18 protein-coding genes are annotated in these 20,176 nt (G+C 68.1%); 8 read left to right on the plus strand and 10 right to left on the minus strand.

Annotation, left to right across the window (positions count from 1 at the left end):
• Position 1 precedes the first annotated feature (1 nt).
• From VLI63_RS12275 to VLI63_RS12295, 5 genes are read right to left on the minus strand one after another with little or no spacing between them, the layout of a single operon-like run.
• Positions 2–1,600 carry a class I adenylate-forming enzyme family protein gene (locus tag VLI63_RS12275; RefSeq protein WP_409157115.1) on the minus strand — a complete coding sequence of 533 codons (1,599 nt, stop codon included), beginning with the start codon at positions 1,598–1,600 and terminating at the stop codon, positions 2–4.
• Positions 1,597–2,715: a cytochrome P450 gene (locus VLI63_RS12280; RefSeq protein ID WP_409157116.1), complete on the minus strand. Its 1,119-nt coding sequence runs from the start codon at positions 2,713–2,715 to the stop codon at positions 1,597–1,599. The genes VLI63_RS12275 and VLI63_RS12280 overlap by 4 nt, the downstream gene beginning before the upstream one ends.
• Before the next feature lie 44 nt (positions 2,716–2,759).
• Positions 2,760–3,521 (minus strand): glycosyltransferase family 2 protein, encoded by a 762-nt coding sequence (locus tag VLI63_RS12285; RefSeq protein WP_409157117.1) that lies wholly within the window; start codon positions 3,519–3,521, stop codon positions 2,760–2,762.
• Positions 3,518–4,522 (minus strand): 3-oxoacyl-ACP synthase III family protein, encoded by a 1,005-nt coding sequence (locus VLI63_RS12290; protein ID WP_409157118.1) that lies wholly within the window; start codon positions 4,520–4,522, stop codon positions 3,518–3,520. The genes VLI63_RS12285 and VLI63_RS12290 overlap by 4 nt, the downstream gene beginning before the upstream one ends.
• Before the next feature lie 59 nt (positions 4,523–4,581).
• Positions 4,582–6,438, minus strand: coding sequence for an ABC-F family ATP-binding cassette domain-containing protein (locus VLI63_RS12295; protein WP_409157119.1), 1,857 nt, complete (start codon positions 6,436–6,438; stop codon positions 4,582–4,584).
• A 322-nt stretch (positions 6,439–6,760) separates the two neighbouring features.
• Here VLI63_RS12295 and VLI63_RS12300 point away from each other — a divergent pair, with 322 nt between their 5' ends.
• Both VLI63_RS12300 and VLI63_RS12305 read left to right on the plus strand, forming a co-directional pair.
• Positions 6,761–7,615 carry an MTAP family purine nucleoside phosphorylase gene (locus tag VLI63_RS12300; RefSeq protein WP_409157120.1) on the plus strand — a complete coding sequence of 285 codons (855 nt, stop codon included), beginning with the start codon at positions 6,761–6,763 and terminating at the stop codon, positions 7,613–7,615.
• On the plus strand, positions 7,612–8,667 hold the full coding sequence (locus tag VLI63_RS12305; protein ID WP_409157121.1) for an NAD-dependent epimerase/dehydratase family protein: 1,056 nt from the start codon (positions 7,612–7,614) through the stop codon (positions 8,665–8,667). The genes VLI63_RS12300 and VLI63_RS12305 overlap by 4 nt, the downstream gene beginning before the upstream one ends.
• On the opposite strand, the gene VLI63_RS12310 is transcribed toward VLI63_RS12305, so the two are convergent.
• Genes VLI63_RS12310 through VLI63_RS12320 form a run of 3 tightly spaced genes read right to left on the minus strand, consistent with a single transcriptional unit; the run spans position 8,660 to position 12,197 of the window.
• The gene (locus VLI63_RS12310) at positions 8,660–10,264 is read right to left on the minus strand and encodes a molybdopterin-dependent oxidoreductase (RefSeq protein WP_409157122.1); all 1,605 of its coding nucleotides are present in this window, start codon (positions 10,262–10,264) and stop codon (positions 8,660–8,662) included. The two genes, VLI63_RS12305 and VLI63_RS12310, sit on opposite strands and share 8 nt — an antisense overlap.
• Positions 10,261–11,433 (minus strand): sensor histidine kinase, encoded by a 1,173-nt coding sequence (locus tag VLI63_RS12315; RefSeq protein ID WP_409157123.1) that lies wholly within the window; start codon positions 11,431–11,433, stop codon positions 10,261–10,263. Before VLI63_RS12315 ends, VLI63_RS12310 begins: the two co-directional genes overlap by 4 nt.
• Positions 11,430–12,197: a response regulator gene (locus VLI63_RS12320; protein ID WP_409157124.1), complete on the minus strand. Its 768-nt coding sequence runs from the start codon at positions 12,195–12,197 to the stop codon at positions 11,430–11,432. The genes VLI63_RS12315 and VLI63_RS12320 overlap by 4 nt, the downstream gene beginning before the upstream one ends.
• A gap of 122 nt (positions 12,198–12,319) precedes the next feature.
• Here VLI63_RS12320 and VLI63_RS12325 point away from each other — a divergent pair, with 122 nt between their 5' ends.
• Genes VLI63_RS12325 through VLI63_RS12335 form a run of 3 tightly spaced genes read left to right on the plus strand, consistent with a single transcriptional unit; the run spans position 12,320 to position 14,303 of the window.
• The gene (locus tag VLI63_RS12325) at positions 12,320–12,988 is read left to right on the plus strand and encodes a glycosyltransferase family 2 protein (RefSeq protein WP_409157125.1); all 669 of its coding nucleotides are present in this window, start codon (positions 12,320–12,322) and stop codon (positions 12,986–12,988) included.
• Entirely contained in the window at positions 12,985–13,629 is a 645-nt protein-coding gene (locus VLI63_RS12330) for a DUF2064 domain-containing protein (protein WP_409157126.1), read from the plus strand. The genes VLI63_RS12325 and VLI63_RS12330 overlap by 4 nt, the downstream gene beginning before the upstream one ends.
• Positions 13,626–14,303, plus strand: coding sequence for a class I SAM-dependent methyltransferase (locus tag VLI63_RS12335; RefSeq protein WP_409157127.1), 678 nt, complete (start codon positions 13,626–13,628; stop codon positions 14,301–14,303). Before VLI63_RS12330 ends, VLI63_RS12335 begins: the two co-directional genes overlap by 4 nt.
• Here the strand turns inward: VLI63_RS12335 and VLI63_RS12340 are convergent.
• Together VLI63_RS12340 and VLI63_RS12345 are read right to left on the minus strand one after the other, a co-directional pair.
• Positions 14,249–14,728 carry a hypothetical protein gene (locus tag VLI63_RS12340; protein ID WP_409157128.1) on the minus strand — a complete coding sequence of 160 codons (480 nt, stop codon included), beginning with the start codon at positions 14,726–14,728 and terminating at the stop codon, positions 14,249–14,251. The genes VLI63_RS12335 and VLI63_RS12340 overlap by 55 nt on opposite strands.
• The gene (locus VLI63_RS12345; protein WP_409157129.1) at positions 14,728–16,032 is read right to left on the minus strand and encodes a molybdopterin-dependent oxidoreductase; all 1,305 of its coding nucleotides are present in this window, start codon (positions 16,030–16,032) and stop codon (positions 14,728–14,730) included. Before VLI63_RS12345 ends, VLI63_RS12340 begins: the two co-directional genes overlap by 1 nt.
• A gap of 115 nt (positions 16,033–16,147) precedes the next feature.
• Here VLI63_RS12345 and VLI63_RS12350 point away from each other — a divergent pair, with 115 nt between their 5' ends.
• The 3 genes from VLI63_RS12350 (at position 16,148) to VLI63_RS12360 (ending at position 20,173) form a co-directional block, all read left to right on the plus strand.
• Positions 16,148–17,575, plus strand: a complete 1,428-nt coding sequence (locus VLI63_RS12350) for a glycosyltransferase family 87 protein (protein WP_409157130.1) — start codon at positions 16,148–16,150, stop codon at positions 17,573–17,575.
• 258 nt (positions 17,576–17,833) lie between these two features.
• Complete coding sequence (locus VLI63_RS12355) at positions 17,834–18,508, plus strand: hypothetical protein (RefSeq protein ID WP_409157131.1); 675 nt, start codon at positions 17,834–17,836, stop codon at positions 18,506–18,508.
• 108 nt (positions 18,509–18,616) lie between these two features.
• A complete protein-coding gene (locus tag VLI63_RS12360) occupies positions 18,617–20,173 on the plus strand; it encodes a hypothetical protein (RefSeq protein ID WP_409157132.1) in 1,557 nt (518 codons plus the stop codon).
• Positions 20,174–20,176: the final 3 nt, after the last annotated feature.

Raw genomic sequence — 20,176 nt, forward strand, 5'->3', positions numbered from 1 at the left:
GTCAGCTCCCTGACTTCAGGTGGTGGGAAACGGCAGCGCGCAGGGCGGCGCGGTCCAATTTGCTGCTGCGACCCGCGCGCGGCAGGTCTGCGGCGACGAGCACGAGGTCGGGCAGCACCGCGGCATCCACGAGTCCGGGCAGTGCGGCGCTCACGGTGGCGATCACCGGGTGCGTCGAGCCGAACCCGCGGGGAACGCCGTCGCTGGGCACGATCACCAGCACGATCACGTCGTCGCCGATCTCGTCCGCGACTCCCACCATCGCCACGTCCGCGACGCCGGCGATGCCCGCAATCACCGGTTCGTAGAGCCCCGGATAGACGTTAGTCGAGCCTCGAATGAACATATCCTTGCTCCGGCCGCGCAACACCAGGGTCTCGCCGTGCAGCTCCGCGAGATCCCCGGTGCCCAGCGAGACGAGCGGATGCTCGGGAAGGTCGGCCAGATAGCCGAGCGCGAGGCCCTCCCCCGCGAGCACCAACTCCCCGTCGCCCGTCGCGTTCGTCTCGATGCGGGCGCGGATGCTGGGGAGCACCGTGCCGACGTAGTCGCCCGGCCCCGTGAAGGCGAGCTTCTCGTCGCCATCGGCGATCGCCACCGGCAGGATCTCCGTCATGCCGTAGATCGCGCACACGCGTACTGTCGGCCAGATCCGCTTCACCCGCTCGAGAAGTGGCCGCAACACCGGGGCTCCCCCGATCAGCAGGGTGCTGAGCTGGGGGGTCTTCTCCGGGTGATCCTCGAGCAGGGTGAGCAGGGCTGCGAGGGCTGCCGGCACCAGGAAGAGAGAATCGGTTCCGGGCAGCACGTCGAGGTAGTGGGCGGGCCCCGCGCCCGGGTCGGTGCCGACGGCGGGCAGGCGCCAGTGCGCTCCGGCGATGAGGCCCGGGATGCCGATCATCAGCTGATCGGTGAGCAGGCGGTCCCCGGGGGCGAATCGAACGTGCGCGGCGAAGCCGGCGAGCCCGGTTCCGAGGGAGGTGCGCGAGTGCACCACTGCCCGGGGATGCGCGGTGGTGCCGCTGGTGAAGATGATGAGGGCTTCCGACCGGGTCTCGGTACGGTCGCTGGCGCTCTCTACTCGACCACCGGCGAGCAGGTCTCGACCACCGGCGAGCAGGGAGCGGAGCCGCAACGCCCGGAGCGGCACGCCCGGCAGCCACGATCCGGCGTAGATGTGGCGGGCATCCGGCACCACGGCCGAGTAGGGCGGTAGTTCCAGCCCACGACGACGTGCAATGGGCTTCAGCGGCCCGGAGGACGCGAGGTAGAGCAGCGATTCCGCCGCCACCCAGCGGGGTGCTGCGAGCGCAGCCCGTGCCCGGAACATCTCCTCCCCCGCCCCGGGGTCGGCGAAGACCACGGTGCCGCCCGCGGCGATGACCCCGAGGGCGAGACAGATGCCGTCGAGGCTGGGACGAACCGAGAAGAGCACGCGATCCCCGGCCCGTAGTCCCGCCGCCTTCAGCGCCGCCGCGACCGAGGCGATGCGGGCGTCGAGCTCGCCATAGGAGAGGGTGCGCCGCCCTTGGCTGACGGCCGGGGCATCCGGATGCTCACGGCACGTGTCCAGCAGCGCATCGAGCAGGTCGATGCTCATCCGCCGATCACCACCTTGGCGTAGCCCGGAATCAGCACTCCGCGCGCGGGGCGACGGGAGAGCACTCGGAGGCCGCCGTCCGGGAACGCGTCGAGCAGTGAATCCAACACGATACGGATCTGGGCCATGGCGAGAGGGGCGCCGAGACAGAAATGGGACCCCGCGCCGAACCACAGCTGGCGAAGCGTCGCGGCGGTGTTGGCCGCCGGATCGAAGGGGCCGAGCGCCCGGTTGGCCGCGAAAGTCGCGAGGATCACCCGGTCTCCGGGCCGCACGGCCACCGGGCCGATCGAGTCGGCCGCCACCACGGAGCGGAGCATGACCGGGGAGGGTGTCGTCACCCGGAGACCCTCGGCGATCGCCGGTTCGATGAGAGTCCGATCGGCTGCGACGAGCGGCAGCCACGCAGTATCGACGAGCAGGCATACCAATCGGGGAATATAAGAGACGAGAGTCTCCGTGCCGGTGAGGACGAAGGCGCCGACGGCGCCGAGCGCCTCGGCCTCGGTGAGGCCGAGCGCGCGCATCCGTCCCGGAACCGTCTGCTCGTCGCCCGAGCGGTAGGCGCGCTGGGCGTGCGCTCCGAGCTCCGCCATCACCACCCGGGCCTTCGTGACCTCGGAGGGCGTGAGCGTGCTTCGAGTGAGACGCACCATCGAGGTGATGGAGGAGACCTTGTGGAACAGATCGGCGGTCAACTCCGCGGAATCCAGCCCCACCAGGCGACTGATGGCGATGCTGGAATAGCGCCGCACCTCCTCCACCAGGTCGACAGGCTCTCCCCCCGCCAGTCGGCGCGTGAGCCGAGCCAGCGGCTCGCCGAGGCTCGCGGCCACCAGGGTCTCGACATACGAGGGCGCGAAGATCGGGGCGAGTTTGCGCCGAAGTGCCTGATGGTCCGCGCCTTCCATGTTGAGAAGCACGCTGGGTCCGAGCACACCCGTCCAGAGATCCGAAGGAGAGCCCGGGCCGGTCTTGGTGAAGCTCGCGGTGTTGAGAAGGGTGCTTCGCAGCAGCGCCGCGTCTCGCACGAGGATGCCGAGGCCCGGCACCCGGAGAACGGGGCCTCGTGCCATCCGCAGGGCGGGATAGGCGATCGGATGGGCCGAACGCATCACTCGCTCCTCCCACCGCCTCGCCCGGTGGCCGGCGGGGCTGGTCATCGGATGTCCACGTGCTCTGGCCGGTACCGGTGATCCTTGTACCAGAGCAGGGTGTTCTTCAGACCCCAGGCGTTCACCCGGCGACTCGATCCGAAGACCACGATGTCTCCGCGACGAGCGTAGTGCGGCGTGATGCGGCGCACGGCGTTCACCAGGGCACGATCCTCGTGGAGGTCCTCGATGCGGGTGCGGGGGAATCCGCCGCTCTGCCGGTAGAGCTCGGCCGTGATGCCCACATTGCAACCGGCGGCCATCATGTAGGGCCCGAGATACTGCGGCGAGCGGTTGTCTTTACGCACCCGGCCGAACGCTTCGGCGAGATGCACAGCACCGCGAAGTCCGAGGCGCGTGAACCAGGGGAGCCCCTCGTCGGTGCGGGGAACGAGTTCCCCGCCGACCAGCTGGAGCCCTTCGGTGGTGAGCGCCCGACGCATGCTCGCCGTCCAGTCGCGCCGGGGAAGACAGTCGGCGTCGGTGCGGGCGAGGATTCCGGCCCCGGCGGCGATGGCGGCGCGCATCCCGGTATCCGCCGCGGCTCCGGTGCCCTTCTGCGGTTCATGGATCACTCGCCACCGCGGGCGATCCGCCGTGAACTCCTCGATGATTGCCACCGAATCGTCTGTGGAACCGTTATCGACGAACACGACATCGAAGTCCTGGTCGACCTGCGCGGCGAGGGCGGCGAGTGTCGGGCGGATCCAGGCGGTTTCGTTGAAGACGGGCACGACCACCGCGAGCCGGGGCAGCGAGGCATTCACAGTCGCAGCACCATCACGCCGAGACTGATGCCGCCGGCCAACCCGATGAGCGCCACGAGGCTGCCCTCCCCGATGCGTCCGGCATCCCGCGCCAGCAGCAGTTGAAGGGGAAGGGTGACCGAAGCGAGATTGCCGTGATCCTCGATCGTGATGATGGTCTTGTCGTCGGCCACCCCGAGCCGTTCGAAGATCGGCGGGAGGTAGGGCAGTGCCACCTGGTGGATGGCCACGAGGTCGAAGTCGTTCCAGTGCAGATCGAGCTTCTGCAGGGTCGCCAACACGGCATCCGGTCCGAGATCGAGAAAGGCCTGCTGCAGTGCGGGGCCGTCCATGTCGAAGTGACTTCCGTTGTCGGCGTGCGGGTCCATCGATCCACCGGTGCCCAGCGTGCCGATCTGCCAGTGACTCGAGACCGCGACGAATGTGGAGCCGAGGATTCCCGAATGGTCACCGCTGCGCTCGAGGACGACCGCCGCTCCCCCGTCGCTCATCGTGTAGCCGGGGAATGAGCGCAGGAACTGGTCTTTGCCCTCGAGGCGCCACCGCACAGCATGCGAGGGCTGCTCGCCGCTCGCGATGAGCACCCGCTCGTACTGGCCGCTCGTGATGAGGGCATCCGCCACCTGCATCGCGTTGAGCACGCTGTTGCAGGCGTTTTTGATGTCCATGACGGGGCAGTCGAGTCCCAGCTTCGAGGCGACGATGTGGCTCGTGGCCGGTTCGATCAGATCCTGGCTCGCGCTGGCGAAGAGGAGAAGGTCGATCGGGCCGGGCGAATCGGCGAGGGCGCTCCGGGCCGCGGCGACGGCGAGGTCGGAGGTCTGCCAGCCCGGCGGCCGGAGGTGCACGGTCTTGACCCCGGTGATGCGGCCGATCATGCCCGTCGCCAGCTTCAGGGTCGGGTTGTGGCGACGGAGATCGGCCTCCGTCTGCGCGGTCGAACGGGTGGTTTCGGGAAGGTAGACACCGAGCCCGGCAACGCGAGAACGGGAGGTGTGCACGGTACGACACTAGTTGTGCCGCTCCTCCGGGCCGACCCGCGCGACGAGCGCGTTGCGGTTTACGCCTCGAGCACCTCGCTGAGTTCGAGCCAGCGCAGCTCGAGCTCTGCCATCGAATCCTCCAGGGGCTTGAGCTCCCCCTGCAGCGCTGCGAGCCCGGTGAAGTCCCCCTGGTCGTGGCTGGCGAAGCGATCGTGGATCGACGAGATCTGGGTGGTGACCTTCTCGAGCTTGCGGCTGACCGATCCCAGCTCTTTCTGCGCGTTGCGCAGCTCGGCGCCGGTGAGCTTGGTGCGCCCCTTCGAGTTGACGGTCGCCTTCTTCTCCGGCGACGCCCCTTCGGCCTTGTGGGTCTCGGTGACCGTGAGCCCCTTCGTGGTCTGCTGGGACCGCAGCTGCAGGTACTGGTCGACGCCGCCGGGCAGATGCCGCATCCGCTTGTCCAGGATGGCGTACTGGTTGTCGGTGACGCGTTCGAGCAGGTAACGGTCGTGGCTGACCACGAGCAGCGTTCCCGGCCAGGAGTCGAGCAGGTCTTCGATGGCGGCGAGGATGTCGGTGTCGAGATCGTTGGTCGGCTCGTCGAGGATCAGCACGTTCGGCTCTCCGAGCAGGATGAGCAACAGCTGCAGTCGCCGGCGCTGACCACCGGACAGGTCCTTCACCTTGGTGCTCAGCTGGGCGGACATGAACCCCATGCGCTCGAGCAGCTGGCCGGGGGTGAGTTCCTTGCCGCCGGTGACGTAGGAGCTCTTCTGGCGGGCGATGACATCCATCACCCGGTCTTCGAGGATGTCGGCGAGCTCTCCGAGCTGCTGGCTCAGGATGGCGACCCGGATCGTCTTGCCGCGCTTGACCCGGCCGCTCGTGGGGAGCAGCGTGCCGGCGATCAGGCTGAGCAGAGTGGACTTGCCCGCGCCGTTCACCCCGAGGATGCCGGTGCGCTCACCCGGAGCGACCCGCCACTCGATGTCCTTAAGGATCTCGGCGCCGCCGGTGGTCTTGCCGTCGGCATCCGTCGTTCCGCCGTAGGTGACTCCGACGTCGAGCAGGTCGACGACGTCCTTGCCGAGGCGCGCGGTGGCGAGCTGACTGAGGGCGACGGTGTCGCGGGGAGGAGGTTCGTTCGAGATCAACTCGTACGCGGCATCCATCCGGAACTTGGGCTTGGTGCTGCGGGCCGGGGCGCCGCGGCGCAGCCAGGCGAGCTCCTTGCGCGCGAGGTTCTGGCGCTTCGACTCCATGGTCGCGGCGAGCTCGTCGCGCTCGACACGCTGCAGGATGTACGCCGCGTATCCGCCCTCGAACGGCTCGATGATCTGGTCGTGGACCTCCCACGTGTCGGTGGAGACCTCGTCGAGGAACCACCGATCGTGGGTCACGACGATGAGCCCGCCCTGGTTGGGCGACCAGCGCTTGTTGAGGTGCCCGGCGAGCCAGGCGATGCCCTCGACGTCGAGGTGGTTGGTGGGCTCGTCGAGGAAGATGACGTCCCAGTCACCCACGAGCAGTTTGGCGAGAGCGACGCGCCTTCTTTGACCGCCGCTCAGGGCCCCGATCGTGGCTTCCCACGGCACGTCCAGCAGCAGGCCGTCGATCACGTCGCGGATGCGGGCGTCCCCGGCCCACTCGTACTCGTCCTTGTCGCCGACGATGGCGTCTTTGACCACCAGGTCCTCCGGCAGGAGGTCGGCCTGGTCCAGCATCCCGAGCGTGACGCCGTTGCGGCGCGTGACGCGGCCGGCATCCGGTTCGATGCGTCCGCTCAGCAGGCGCAGGAGGGTCGACTTGCCGTCTCCGTTGCGTCCGACGACGCCGATGCGATTGCCCTCATCGAGGCCGATCGTGACCTTGTCGAAGATGACACGGGTGGGATATTCGAGGTGAAGGGACTCGGCGCCCAGGAGATGTGCCACTGAATGACTGTAGCCGGTAGAGCGTCGCCCGGGGTTCGGTCTCGCTCTCGGCGCAATGTGGGGGTCGCTCAGCTCGCCGGTTCACGGTCGAATCTCGCGGCGGTCGGTCCCACCGCCCACGATTCGAGTCGGGGGTCGTTGCGACTCTGCGACGCGTGAAGTCGCATCTTCCCCCGAGTCGAATCACACGCAAAGCGAAATCAACGGGGCGCGGATGCGGCACCGCCAGCCGCAACCCACCGCAACCCACCGCATCCCACCGCGAGACAGTTCGAGAAAGCTCGCGACAGCTCGAAACCCGGAACGCTGGAAGAATGGGGGGATGACTCCCCCACTCCCGCACGAGGTCACCGTCGCCGTCATCGGAGGTTCCGGCCTCTACTCTCTGTTCGACCCGGCCGAGAGCGAGAAGCGCCGCATCGAGACACCCTACGGCCCCACCGAGGTCACCCTCGGCGAGCTCGGCGGGCGGCGCGCGGCCTTCCTCACCCGGCATGGAGTGCACCATTCGGTGGCCCCACACCTCATCAATTACCGGGCGAACATCTGGGCGCTCGCGAGTCTCGGGGTGCGCGTCATCCTCTCGTCCTCCGCCGTCGGGGGCGTGACCGCCGACTATCCGCCGGGAACGCTCGTGCTCACCGACCAGTTCATCGACCGCACCAGCGGGCGACCCGACACCTTCTACGATCAGGGCTCCGTGCAGCACCTGGCAGCGGCGGATCCCTTCGCACCCGAACTTCACGAGATCGCTGTGCAAGCGCTGGCCGGTGAGACGATCGCCACCTCCGGAACCGTCGTCGTGATCCAGGGCCCACGCTTCTCGACCCGCGCAGAGTCTCTCTGGTTCGCCGCGGCCGGAGCGCACACGGTCAACATGACGATGTACCCGGAGGTGCCGCTCGCCGCCGAACTCAACATCGACACGGTCAACCTGTCTTACGTCACCGACAGCGACGCGGGACTTTCGCCTCGACCCGGCGAGGTGGATCCGGATGCCGTGAGCCACGAACTCGTTCTGAAGCGCCTCGCCGCGGCCCAGCCCCGTATCGTCGCGGCGATCGAGACGATCATCCGCGCGCTTCCCGAGGGCTACAGTCCCCGGCAGAGCATCGATCCGGCCGAGGTCGAGGCGGTGCTGGCCCGGCCGGTACGCGAGGCGGGAGAGGCACGATGACCACGGTATTGATCACGGGCGGCGCCGGATTCATCGGCTCCGCGATCGTCGAGGCAGCTCTCGAGAAGGGGTGGCGCGTTCGAGTTCTGGATTCCCTCCGCCCGGACGTGCACGGAGGCGACTACCACCCGGACCCCAGGGTCGAATTCGTGCGGGCCGATGTGCGCGACACCGATGCCCTGGCCGTTGCTCTCTTCGGAGTGGATGTCGTCTGCCACCAGGCCGCGAAGGTCGGCCTCGGAGTGTCCTTCGACGACGCGCCCGACTACATCGGCAGCAACGACCTCGGCACGGCGGTGCTGCTCGCCGCGATGGCGCAGTCCGGGGTGGACCGCCTGGTGGTGGCATCCTCCATGGTGGTCTACGGCGAGGGAAATTACCGTGACAGCTCCGGGCGATCGACCCGGCCAGCAGCCCGAAGGGTCGAGGATCTCGATGCCGGGCACTTCGATCCGCTGGATGAGCGCGGCGGCCCGCTGCTGCCCGAGCTCATCTCCGAGGATGCCCCTCTCGACCCGCGCAACGTCTACGCTGCCTCGAAGCTCGCGCAGGAACACCTGGCCGCGGCCTGGGCTCGGTCCACCGGCGGCCGCGCCGTCGCTCTGAGGTACCACAACGCCTACGGACCGGGGATGCCGCAGAACACGCCCTATGCCGGGGTCGCCTCGCTCTTCCGCTCGGCGCTCGAGCGCGGTGAAGCACCCCGTGTGTTCGAGGACGGCGCGCAGCGGCGGGACTTCGTGCATGTGCGCGATGTGGCATCCGCCAACCTCGCCGCGATCGAATCGCTCGCCGCACCGGGTGAACAGTTTCGCGCGTTCAATGTCGGAAGCGGAATCGTGCACACGATCGGGGACCTCGCCTCCGCCCTCAGCCGCTATTCCGGCGGACCGGAGCCGGTGACGACCGGTGAGTACCGCCTCGGTGACGTGCGGCACATCACCGCGTCATCCGAGCGCCTGAAGTCGGAACTGGGCTGGAGGCCCGGCGTGAGCTTCGACGAGGGTATGGCCGAATTCGCGAACGCGCCGCTGCGGGCGGCCGTCAGCTGACGCTGACCGTGATCGAGTGCCAGCCCTCTGAACCATTCGGGGCGGGCGACTGGTAGGTCTGGCCCTGGGTCTTGCCGGCGGCATCCGTCGCCCGCACCTGGATGCGGTGCGAGCCCGCTGAGGCCGGCCAGCGGTAGACCCACTGGCGCCAGGTGTCCGCGGAGAGCGAGTCGGCGAGCGTGGCCTCGACCCACGGTCCATCGTCGACCTGAACCTCGACGGATTTCACGCCGACGTGCTGCTCCCAGGCAACCCCGGCGATGGCGACGGTACCCGCCGAGATCGCGGCTCCGGCGAGCGGTGTGTCGATACGGGAGGCCAGCTTGATGGGGCCTTTCGCGTCCCAGCCGCGCGGGGTCCAGTAGCCCTGGTCCTCCGAGAACTTCGTCACCTTGAGCTCGACGACCCACTTAGTGGCCGAGACGTAGCCGTAGAGGCCGGGCACGACCATCCGCACCGGGAAGCCGTGTTCGAGCGGCAGCGGCGTGCCGTTCATACCCACAGCGAGCAGGGCATTCGTGCCGTCGTCCTGAAGCACCGACAGGGGCGTACCGGCGGTGAATCCGTCGATGCTGGTGGACAACACCATGTCCGCTCCCGCCTTCGGCTTCGCCTGGGCCAGCAGGGCGCGGATCGGGTACCCCAGCCAGAGCGCGTTGCCGATGAGGTCGCCGCCCACATCGTTCGACACGCAGGTGAGCGTGGCGAGATGCTCCTCGAGAGGCAGCTTGAGCAGCTCGGCGAAGCTCAGGGTCACCTCGTTCTCGACCATGCCGGTGACGGTGAGCATCCACTTGTCCGGGTCGATCGACGGCACCTGCAGCGCCGTGTCGATGCGGTAGAAGTCGGCGGTCGGCGTGACGAACGGCGAGATGCCCTCCACGTCGATCATGGCCGCGGCCGGCACCGGCTCCGCGGGCACGGCGGCCTTCGGCAGGGTGAGCTTGGTGCGGAGGGCGGCGACCTTCGTCGACGTCGCGTTCATGAGCCGGGCGCCGGTGCCCGCGACGACCGATGCCGCACCCGCGACGACTGCGAGCGTGAGGAATCTCCGCCGCTCGAACTGCGGGCCGGCCGGAGTGCGTCCCGGCACGCGGGCTGCGGTGGCGCTTCGCTCGGTCGCCCGCTGCCAGAGGCCGAGTCTTTCGATGGCGATGCGCAGCACCACCACGCCGGTGACACCGCCCACCACCGCGGCGATGCCGTTGAACCCGGTGGCTCCCGCGCGGGTCACCACGGCGACGACCGCGACGACTCCGCCGATGCCGAGCAGGATCACCCCGAATGGCGGGCGGCGGAGTTCGAGCACTCCGGCCGCCGCCGAGATCACGACGATGAGGGTGCCCATCAGCGCCAGGAGCGCTGCCTTGTCGCCGGTGCCGAAGACCGCGATCATGAACTCCTTGACGCCGGCGGGCGCCAGGTCGATCACGAGGGATCCGACCGCGAAGAGCGGGCTGCCCGCGGCGCCGACGAACAGCGAGACGACTTCGGCGACGCCCAGCACGACAGCGGCCGACACGACGCCGGCGAATGCCGCCAAGGCCGTGGCTGCCCTGCGGCTGAGTCCGGTCGCTGGCCGGGTGGCGACGCTCACGCGGTCGCCCCGGCGAGCGAGGGCGAGCCGTCAGCGGGGCTCGGCGGGAGGAACACGTCGAAGCGGCATCCGCCGGGCACATTCTGCACGACCACGCGGCCGCGGTGGGCCTGCACGATCCCCTGCACGATCGCGAGCCCGAGCCCCGCGCCGCCGGACCGGGTCGTCGCGGTCTCCGGGGTGCGGGAGTTGCTCGCGCGCCATCCGGCTTCGAAGACACGCCCGAGGTCCTTCTCCGGGATACCGCCAGCGGCATCGATGACCGAGATCACCGCGAGTCCGTCGTCGCTCTGGCGCGCACTCACGGTGATGGGGCTACCGGCCGGCGAATGCTGGATCGAGTTCATGACCAGGTTGCCGACCACCCGGGAGATCTCGCGGGGGTCGGCGAGGATCGTGAGCTCGCGAGCACCATCGCCGATGAGTGAGATCGAGCGGGACTCGGCGAAGGGACCGAGTTCGGCCACCACATCGCTGATCAGGTCGTAGAGCGACACCTTCTGCATCGACAGCCGCAGCGACCCGGAGTGGATGCGGGACAGCTCATTGAGATCGTCGACCATTCCGCTCATCCGGTCGACCTGGCTGCGCACCTTCACGTAATACCGCTCCGGCTCGTCGACCATCCCGTCTTCGAGAGCTTCGGCCATCGCGCGGATGCCGGCGAGAGGAGTGCGGAGGTCGTGAGAGATCCACGCCACGAGTTCCCGGCGCGAATTCTCGGCGAGCGCCTCGCGGGCGCGGGACTCGGCAAGCCGGCTGTTGGTGGCTGTCAGTTCGAGTGCGAGGGCCGCGAACTCGTTGCTCGAGTGCCGAACCTGCTCGCCCATCGCCTCTTCAGTGCCGATGCGCCGGGTCGCGGCGATCAGCTGGCGGCTGTTGCGCACCAGGGAGCGGCCGAGCAGCGCGGCGAGCGCGAGGGAGACGACACCGGCGATCGCGGCCACGGAGAGCAACACCGTGAGGTCGTGCGGGGTCACCAGCATCACGGATGCGGCGAGCCACACCCCTCCGGCGATCGACAGCACCGCGGCGAGCGCCACGACACAGAGCTGCAAGACCAGCGAGGAGCGGGTCATGAAGCGCAGCACCACGAGGGACACCACCCCCACCACCACGGCGCAGCCGAGGGCGAGCAGAGAAACGACCAACAGGTCGTTCATGCTCATTCGGTCACCGCCGGTTCGACGTCGAAGCGGTAGCCCACGCCCCACACCGTGTTGAGAACGGTGGGATGCGCGGCATCCCGCTCGATCTTCTCCCGCAGCCGGCGTACGTGCACGGTGACTGTGGAGAGGTCTCCGAACTCCCAGCCCCAGACCGCACGCAGCAACTCCTCCCGACCGAATACCTGCCGGGGATGTCGCAGCAGGAAGGCGATCAGGTCGAACTCGCGGATGGTGAGCGAGACCGCTTCCCCGCGCAGGGTCAATTGGCGGGAGGACACATCCAGGTGGAAGTCCCCCGCGTCGATGGGCGCCTCCGGTGAGAACTCGGTGAGGCTGCGGCGCAGCACGGACTTCACCCGCAGCACGAGCTCGCGGGGCGAAAACGGCTTGGCGAGGTAGTCATCGGCACCGGCTTCGAGGCCGTCGATGCGATCCTCCTCCTCGCGGAGTGCGGTGAGCATGATCACCGGCACCGCCCGTTCCGCACGGATGCGGCGGCACACCTCGACCCCGTCGATTCCGGGCAGCATACGGTCGAGCACGACGAGATCCGGTCGGATGCGTGCGGCCGTCTCGACGGCGGTCCCCCCATCGGCGACGCTCTCGACCTGGAAACCGGCCGAGCGCAGGTAGCTGCAGACGACCTCGGAGACTGTGGCATCGTCATCCACCACCAGGATGAGGCGATCGCGCAGTTGGTCCGGGGGCGTGAGCAGGCCGGACGTCCCCACCGTGGCGGGGTCTGCTGTGGATGACGTGCTCACCCATTCAGAATAAGTCGGCAACCCGGGAATCCCGTGCCCGGCGGGGGCAGGAGGCACATCGGTCAGCATTTCGTAAGGCTTTGCGACCGGTGAGCCCAGCCGCGCCTCTTACGCTTGCCAGTGTGACCACTCCGCTCGTCGACATCGTTCTGCCCTGCCTGAACGAAGAGGGCGCCCTGCCGTGGGTGCTCTCCCACCTGCCGGAGGGATACCGCGCGATCGTGGTCGACAACGGGTCGACCGACCGTTCGGCCGAGATCGCCGAAGCGGCCGGAGCCCTTGTCATTCACGAACCGCGCCGCGGATTCGGGTCGGCGGCCCACGCCGGTCTGCTCGCCGCTACGGCTCCGATCGTCACCTTCTGCGATTCGGATGCCTCGATGGATCCCCGTGATCTCGAACCCCTTGTCGCCCTGGTCACCAGCGGCGCCGCCGATCTCGCCCTCGGTCGCCGCCGTCCGACCACCCGCGGAGCCTGGCCGATTCACGCGCGTTTCGCCAATCTCGCCCTCGCCTGGCTGATGCGTCGGGCCACCGGGGTGCCGCTGCACGACCTCGGCCCGATGCGGGCGGCCAACCGGGAGGCGTTGCTCGCCCTCGATCTCATCGACCGTCGCAGCGGCTATCCGCTCGAGATGGTGCTGAAGGCCTCGCGCGCGGGATGGACGATCGTCGAGAAAGCAACCCCCTATTCCCCGCGCATCGGGCGCTCTAAAGTCACCGGTACCATCCGCGGCACCGTCGTGGCCATCACCGACATGTCCCGACTGCTGAGGACGAACAACCGTTGACAACACTGATCATCATCGCGAAGGAGTGCATTCCGGGCCGGGTGAAAACACGTCTGCACCCCCCTCTCAGCCTCGAACAGGCCGCAACCCTCGCCTCAGCGAGCCTGGCTGACACCTTTCGGGCGGTGAGCGCCCTGGATGCCTCCCGACGAATTCTGCTCTTCGATGGCAACCTATTTCCCCTCGGCTCCGAACCATACGACGTGATACACCAAGTGAGCGGGGATCTGGATATGCGTCTCGGAGCGATTTTCGACGAATGCGAGGGCCCAACGGTGCTCGTCGGCATGGACACCCCCCAGCTGGATGCCTCGATGCTCGAGCCGCTGTTCGGCGAATGGCCCGCCGATACCGACGCCTACCTCGGGTTCGCCAACGACGGCGGCTACTGGACCATCGCCATGGCCGACCCGGACGGCTCGCTCATCCGGGGCGTCCCGATGTCGCGCGACGACACCGGCCAGCTGCAGCACGACCGTCTCACGCAGGCGGGACTGCGGGTGCGGATGCTGCCGGAGCTCGTCGACGTCGACACCATCGACGATGCCCGCCTCGTGGCCGGCCTCGCCCCGCACACCGAATTCGCCCGCACGCTGGCCTCCTTCGAGAACAGCACCACAGAGACGGGAGCGGTGCGATGAGCGACGCGGCCTTCGCGACCTTCGGATCCGGCGGCGCCGAGCCTTACGCTCGAGCCCTCCGCCTGGACGACCAGGTGCTCTATCTCCGCGACGTCGACTCCGACTCGCTCACCCCCTCGCGGGCCATGGACGTGTCGCGCTGGAACGACGCAGCGGATGCCGCTGACCTCGGCCTCCTCGACGGTATCCGCGGTGCCGTGCTCGATATCGGCTGCGGACCGGGCCGCATGGTGCGCGCCGCCATGCACCAGGGACTCACCGCTCTCGGCATCGACGTCTCGGAGACCGCGGTGGAGATCGCCCGCGAATCCGGTCTGATGGTGCTCAACCGCTCGGTGTTCGAGCGACTCCCCCGGGAGGGGATGTGGGGTGCCGCTCTGCTCGTGGACGGCAACATCGGCATCGGCGGTGATCCCTCCGCCCTGCTCGAACGCTGTGCAGAGCTGATCTCCGCGGACGGCGTGATCGTTGTCGAGGTGCACGCCGAGCCGACGCGCGACCACATGTACGACGGCACCGTCGTCGACATCAGCGGCCACCAGAGTGATGCATTCCCGTGGGCAGAGATCGGCGTGACCGCGCTGGTGCAGCGTGCCCTGCGGATCGGGCTGCGCCTCGATCAGGCCTGGGAGACCGACGGCCGGTTCTTCTGCCGTCTCGCCAACGCGGTATAGCCGATCACGGCGAGAGCCGTGAGCACCACGATGACCGCCCAGAGGATCACGAGCGATGGTCCGTAGTCGAGCGGCAGCACCGTGGGGTTCTTCGAGCCGATGGACTTCTTATACGCCGCCGGCAGCACGATGATCGCGAAGACCGAGCAGACCACGAGACCGGCCTGAACCATCGCGAGCGCGGCGATCGGTAGTGCCCGACCGGCCTTGCGCAGCAGGAACGCGACCCCGAAGGTCACGAACGCGATGATTCCGTCGTGCACGATCAGAGCGAGAACGAACCACAGGGCGACACCGGCGATCTTCACCGGCTTCACGGTGTCGATCAACACGTAGGCGCCGAGCAGCAGCAGCAGCACGCCGAGCACCACAAGCCCCGTTCGCCAGGCCTTCATCGAACCGGTTGGCGCCACATCTTCCCGCATCAGATCACCTCGAGTTTCGACAGCCACTTGGTCTGCAGCACCCCGGGGCGACCGGGGGCGATCATGCGGGCAGGAAAGCCGTGGTCCATGTTCAGGGGGTCCCCGTTGAGCTCGAGCGCTACGAGGGTGAGCTCGTCCTGCGCAAATTCGTGACCCATCTCGGTGACCCGGTATCCGCCCGACTTCTCGAGGCTGGTGAGCCGCAGGTCTTCATCGGGATGCGCGCCGACGGCATCGAGCAGATCGCGGAGGCGCACTCCGCGCCAGGATGCCATTTGGCTCCAGCCCTCGACGCAGGCGATCGGAAGGTCGACGCTGTGCAGCGTCATTGACTCGAGATCCGCGCGGGTGTAGGTCTTGACTACCGCGCCGCGACTCACCGAGAGCGCCCAGTCGGCGCCGGTGTCGGCATCCGTCACCTTGGCCGCCTTGGCGGTGCGGTTGATGGGCAGGTCGTTCGGGCCGACGAAGTTCTTTCGCGGACCGAAGACGTTGATCGCGTCGAGAACGCGGAACGACTGGCCAGCCGTCAGCGCGACGACCGCAGCGGTGGCCACGCCGACGGTCGCGACGAATCCGCGGCGGGAGACCTTTGCCTGCTTCGGGGTCTCGATTCGGGGAGGTGCGCTGTCGATCCAGTCGAAGAGCCGGCCGGTGAGACCGTCGACGCGGCGCGAGATCGGACCGACGGGTTCCGCGGTCGTCTCGGCGAGTTCGGCAGCGACATCCGCGGTCGTGAGTGGAAGGTCCTCGTCGTCGAGCAGCAGGTTCCCGTCGGCATCGAAGCTGCGGGAGCGCGTCCAGTACCGGGAGATCACCGGCAGTTTCACCGCGATATGGATGGCGAGCGAGCCGATGATCACGAACGAGAGGGCGAAGTGGGTCTGTTTGAAGGGGAACGGGAACGGGTACCACTGATAGGTGTTGAGCAACCCGGTCACGATCTGCACCAGGGACGATGCCACGAAGATCGCAATCGACGCCCGCTCGAGGAACCCGACGAAGTTCTTGATCGGCGGCGTCTGGAACAGCTCAGGGAAGACGACGTAGAGCTTGGCGAGGATGAGCGGGAAGCAGGCGATCCCAGCGGTGATGTGGATGCCCTGGCTCAACTGGTAGAGCGTCTGGGGCCGCGTGGGAAAGACCATCCACGGCAGCGGCTCCTGCAGAAAGTGGCTGTAGAGCCCCGTGCCGAAACAGACGAGGAAGGCGATTCCGAGCAGGCGTCCGAGCACGACGGCCATGCGCGGGTTCCTCGACGGCGTCGAGAGAACCCGCCGGAGCTCGAGCAGAAGACGGCGCATGCCTTTATTTGAGCATCCGGATGCCGTCCGCCGCGCCGATCAAACCTTACGGTTCTGAAACGGCACCGGCCGGGCCACGTGGATCCGGAGCCCGGTTCGGGCAGGATGAGTGGCGATGAAGATCGCCGCCCCTCTCCGCTCTGCCCCCGTCTCTACCGTGCTGACTTGCGTCGCCGCCGCGGCACTGGCGGGGCTGACGGCGTATTCGGTGACCGCTCTCGGATACTTCGACAGCGACCACCCCACCGCGCTGCTGCTCTGCACGGTGGGCCTCTGGGTGCTCTTCACCCTGGCGATCCTCGCGCTTCGCCGCGTGCCGACCCGGCCGGCGATCGCGATCGTGCTCATCGGCTCGGCGCTCATCGGTGGGGCGGCGATGACCGGCCCGCCGAACACGAGCACCGACTCGGCACGGTACGCCTGGGATGGCATCGTGCAGAACGCCGGCATCTCCCCCTACCGCTACGTGCCGGTGGATGATGCACTCGGCAGCCTGCGCCCGCAATGGTTGTTCCCGACCCCGCTCGAGAACGCGGACGGCACCCATCGCTGCGTCGAACCGCGCACCTACAAGACGTCCTCAAGGCCGAGTGGGATCCCCCTCTGCACCGCGCTCAACCGCTCAAAAGTGCCCACCATCTATCCGGCCGCCGCCGAGATGTTCTTCGCCGGCGTGCGCTTCGTCACCGGACCCTCGGCCGAATACTGGCCGTTGCAGCTCACCGGCCTGCTCATGAGCATCGCAATCACGGCGATGCTCATCGTGGCGCTGCGTCGACGCAACCTCGACCCCCGGTGGGCGGCGCTCTGGGGATGGAGCCCGATCGTCGCGACGGAGGCGATCACGAACTCGCACATCGACATCCTCGGCGCCCTCCTCGCACTCGTCGCCACCCTGCTGGTCGCCCGCGGCCTGCGCTTCCGCGGGGGAATCGCGCTCGGGGCCGCCATCGCCGTCAAACTCATCCCGGTGATCGCCGCACCCGCGTTGCTGCGCCGGCAGCCGTGGAAGGTGATCGTCGCCTCCATCGTCACCTTCGCGGTGCTCTACATCCCCTACGTCCTCTCCACCGGCATAGCGGTGCTCGGCTACCTGCCGGGCTACCTCTCCGAGGAGGGCTACAACAACGGCAGCCGCTTCACCCTGCTCACCCTCTTCGTGCCGAAGACGGCCTCCCTCGCCGTCGCGGCCGTGCTGCTGCTGATCACCGCGGTGCTGGTGTGGTGGAAGACCGATCCGGATGCCCCGTGGCTCGGACAGCTCATCATGATCGGCACCACACTGCTCATCGTGTCGCCGCGGTATCCCTGGTATGCCCTCTTGCTCGTGCCGTTCATCGCACTGAGCGGCCGCTGGGAATGGTTCGCCGTGCCCCTCGCTCTCACCGTGCGGCTGCTGATCCCGAACCACGGGGTCTCCCAGGTGGCGATCGCCACCGCCATCATCGTGATCGTCGTGATGGCTCTCTACCGCACCGGCCCCCAGGGGCGTGCGCGGCTGCGGCACCCCCTCAGCCTGCTGCGCGGGGCATCCCGCTCGTAGCAGCTGGCGCGAGCTCGGTGCCTCGAGACGGCGGATGCGAGCTCGGGAAGAGCGTTCCACCGCCGATGATCGGGAGCCGTGTCTCGGTGGGATTTCGCAAAAACCCCGGAATTCCGGGGTTTTTCGCTGGACGTTTGCTGGGAAATGTAACGGAAAGATAACAGCATGGGTCAATTCCAAACCCTTTGGCGAGGGGGGCCGAACCAATACCCAGAACCGCTTGTCACCAAGGGCAAGCGAAAACCTAAGGATCACATCATGCGTAAATTCCAGAAGGCAACAGTCGGAATCATCACCGCCGGACTTCTCGTCGCAGGCCTCGCCGCCTGCTCGAGCACCACGAGCAGCGACACGTCCTCCAGCCCGAAGGCCTCCTCGGCTCCCGCCGTGCAGAAGCCGCTTGCTTCCATCCCGAGCCTCACCGGTGTCGACACCGCGGTGCTCCTCGACGCGGGCTTCGCTTCGGCGCTCACCACCCTCGGCCTCACCCCCGGAACCGTCGGAACCGCGACGCTCACCGACGGCAGCCTGCACTTCCCCATCACCGGTGGAAACGTGGACTACTACGACCCGGCGAAGAAGCTTCGCCCGTACGTCCAGGGCACCATCAAGCACGAGGGATCCGGCTTCTCGCTGACCGCTGGTGACACCAAGGTCGAGCTGACCAACTTCACCATCGACCCGGGCAAGTCCATCCTGTACGGTGACGTCTCGGTCAACGGCACCTCCGCCGCGACCCAGGTCGACCTGTTCGACCTCTACGGTGGAACCCTCAAGCCGCTCCAGATGGACGGCAACAACGCCATCCTCACCGGCACCACGGTTCACGTCTCCGCTGACGCCGCCGGCCTGCTGAACAAGACGTTCAACACGGACGCCGTCAAGTCGCAGCTGCTCGTCGGTATCGCGACCATCACGGTCATCGCCAAGTAATTACGATCTCCTGAAGAATGGCCCGCTGCGCATCGCGCAGCGGGCCATTCGGCGTATGTTGCACACTCGGTGCTCCTGCACCCCGACCACTCCAGAGGAGGCCTCCCCATGACGATTCTCGCGCGCGACACCGCGACCCATCGCACCGGACGCCTCCTGCGCCGGCATCCCGCCCTCGCCCCGGCAGCGATCGGCGGGTTCGCCTTTCTGCTGTCGGTCGCCTTCTCCTGGGTACCCTCGGTCTGGTTCGACGAAGCGGCCACCGTTTCCGCGACACAGCGCGGCTGGCCCGAGCTGTGGCGGATGCTCACGCACGTCGACGCCGTTCACGGCCTCTACTACGTGCTGATGCACCTCTGGTTCGACCTGGTCGGCTATTCGCCTGTCACTCTTCGGCTGCCCAGTGCGCTTGCCGTCGGAGCCGCAGCCGCGCTGGTCGTCGTTCTCGTGCGGCGCTTCGCCTCGACCCGGGTCGCCGTCATCTCGGGAGCGGTCTTCGCACTCCTGCCCCGCATCACCTGGGCGGGTACCGAGGGTCGCTCCTACGCGGCCACCGCCGCACTCGCGGTCGCACTCACCCTGGTGTTCGTCTCGGCCTGGCGCCGCGGATCCGCTCCGATTGCTGCGCGGATCGCATGGTGGGCCGCGTACGGGCTGCTCGCCGTCCTCGCAAGCACCACCTTCCTCTATCTCGTCTTCGTCGTGGCGGCACACGGGTTCACGGCCGTCTGGACGCGCCTGGCCGCGGGACGGCCGGCACAGCGCTCCCTCATCGGCTGGGCCGTCTCTGCGGGGGCATCCGCTCTCGTGGTCGCGCCGCTCGCGTCCGCGGCCTCCCGGCAGTCGGCACAGGTCGACTGGATCGCCCCGATCGATGCCGGAACCTTCCACGCCGTCTTCGTCACGCAGTGGTTCCTCGGCAGTCCACTCCTGGCCGTTCTCGGCTGGGCGCTGATCCTGGTCTCCTGTTTCTCGCTGTGGCGGCATCGGCGCGGTGGCGGGATCGGCGCCGAGTCGGCCCGGCCGGGACCGACGGCGGCATCCGTGTTCCTGCCCTGGCTGATCGTGCCAACGGTCGGACTGCTGCTGGCCTCGGTAACGGTGTCGCCCCTCTACTCACCGCGCTACCTCACCTTCTCCGCTCCCGCCGCCGCCGTTCTGATCTCGATTGCGATCTCGACCCTCCGCAGACGCCGCCTGGTCGCCGCCGTCCTCGTTCTCAGCGCGGCGCTCGCCGCTCCGCAATACCTTCACCAGCGGACGCCAGAAGCCAAGCAGAATTCCTCCTGGAGTGAGGTGGCCGGCTTCATCGCCTCCCAGCGATCACCCGATGCCGATGTTCCCCAGGCCGTGATCTACGGGCCAGTGCGCCAGCACAAGGCCGCGACCACCCGCGTGATCGCCTACTCCTACCCCGAGGCCTTCTCCGGGCTGATCGACGTGAAGCTCAAGACCCCCGCGGCCGAGAGCGGGCAACTGTGGGAGACCCGGTACCCACTCGATCAGGTCACCGATCGATTCACCGGGGTGAACACCGTCTGGCTCGTGACCAGCGACAAGCAGGACTGGCGGCCGAGCGTCACCGCGAAGCTCGCGGACCTGGGCTATTCCCTGGCCGACGAACACGCGTTCACCGGCGTGAACGTGCTGCGCTTCGAGCGCTAGCGA

This window comes from Lacisediminihabitans sp. H27-G8 (genome assembly GCF_046156175.1).
Classification (GTDB): Bacteria; Actinomycetota; Actinomycetes; order Actinomycetales; family Microbacteriaceae; genus Lacisediminihabitans.

Coding starts and splice junctions, on each gene's coding strand:
- VLI63_RS12275 (WP_409157115.1), bottom strand. CDS start 1,600: ATGAGCATCGACCTGCTCGATGCGCTGCTGGACACGTGCCGTGAGCAT.
- VLI63_RS12280 (WP_409157116.1), bottom strand. CDS start 2,715: ATGCGTTCGGCCCATCCGATCGCCTATCCCGCCCTGCGGATGGCACGA.
- VLI63_RS12300 (WP_409157120.1), top strand. CDS start 6,761: ATGACTCCCCCACTCCCGCACGAGGTCACCGTCGCCGTCATCGGAGGT.
- VLI63_RS12305 (WP_409157121.1), top strand. CDS start 7,612: ATGACCACGGTATTGATCACGGGCGGCGCCGGATTCATCGGCTCCGCG.
- VLI63_RS12315 (WP_409157123.1), bottom strand. CDS start 11,433: ATGAGCATGAACGACCTGTTGGTCGTTTCTCTGCTCGCCCTCGGCTGC.
- VLI63_RS12335 (WP_409157127.1), top strand. CDS start 13,626: ATGAGCGACGCGGCCTTCGCGACCTTCGGATCCGGCGGCGCCGAGCCT.
- VLI63_RS12340 (WP_409157128.1), bottom strand. CDS start 14,728: ATGCGGGAAGATGTGGCGCCAACCGGTTCGATGAAGGCCTGGCGAACG.
- VLI63_RS12345 (WP_409157129.1), bottom strand. CDS start 16,032: ATGCGCCGTCTTCTGCTCGAGCTCCGGCGGGTTCTCTCGACGCCGTCG.
- VLI63_RS12350 (WP_409157130.1), top strand. CDS start 16,148: ATGAAGATCGCCGCCCCTCTCCGCTCTGCCCCCGTCTCTACCGTGCTG.
- VLI63_RS12355 (WP_409157131.1), top strand. CDS start 17,834: ATGCGTAAATTCCAGAAGGCAACAGTCGGAATCATCACCGCCGGACTT.
- VLI63_RS12360 (WP_409157132.1), top strand. CDS start 18,617: ATGACGATTCTCGCGCGCGACACCGCGACCCATCGCACCGGACGCCTC.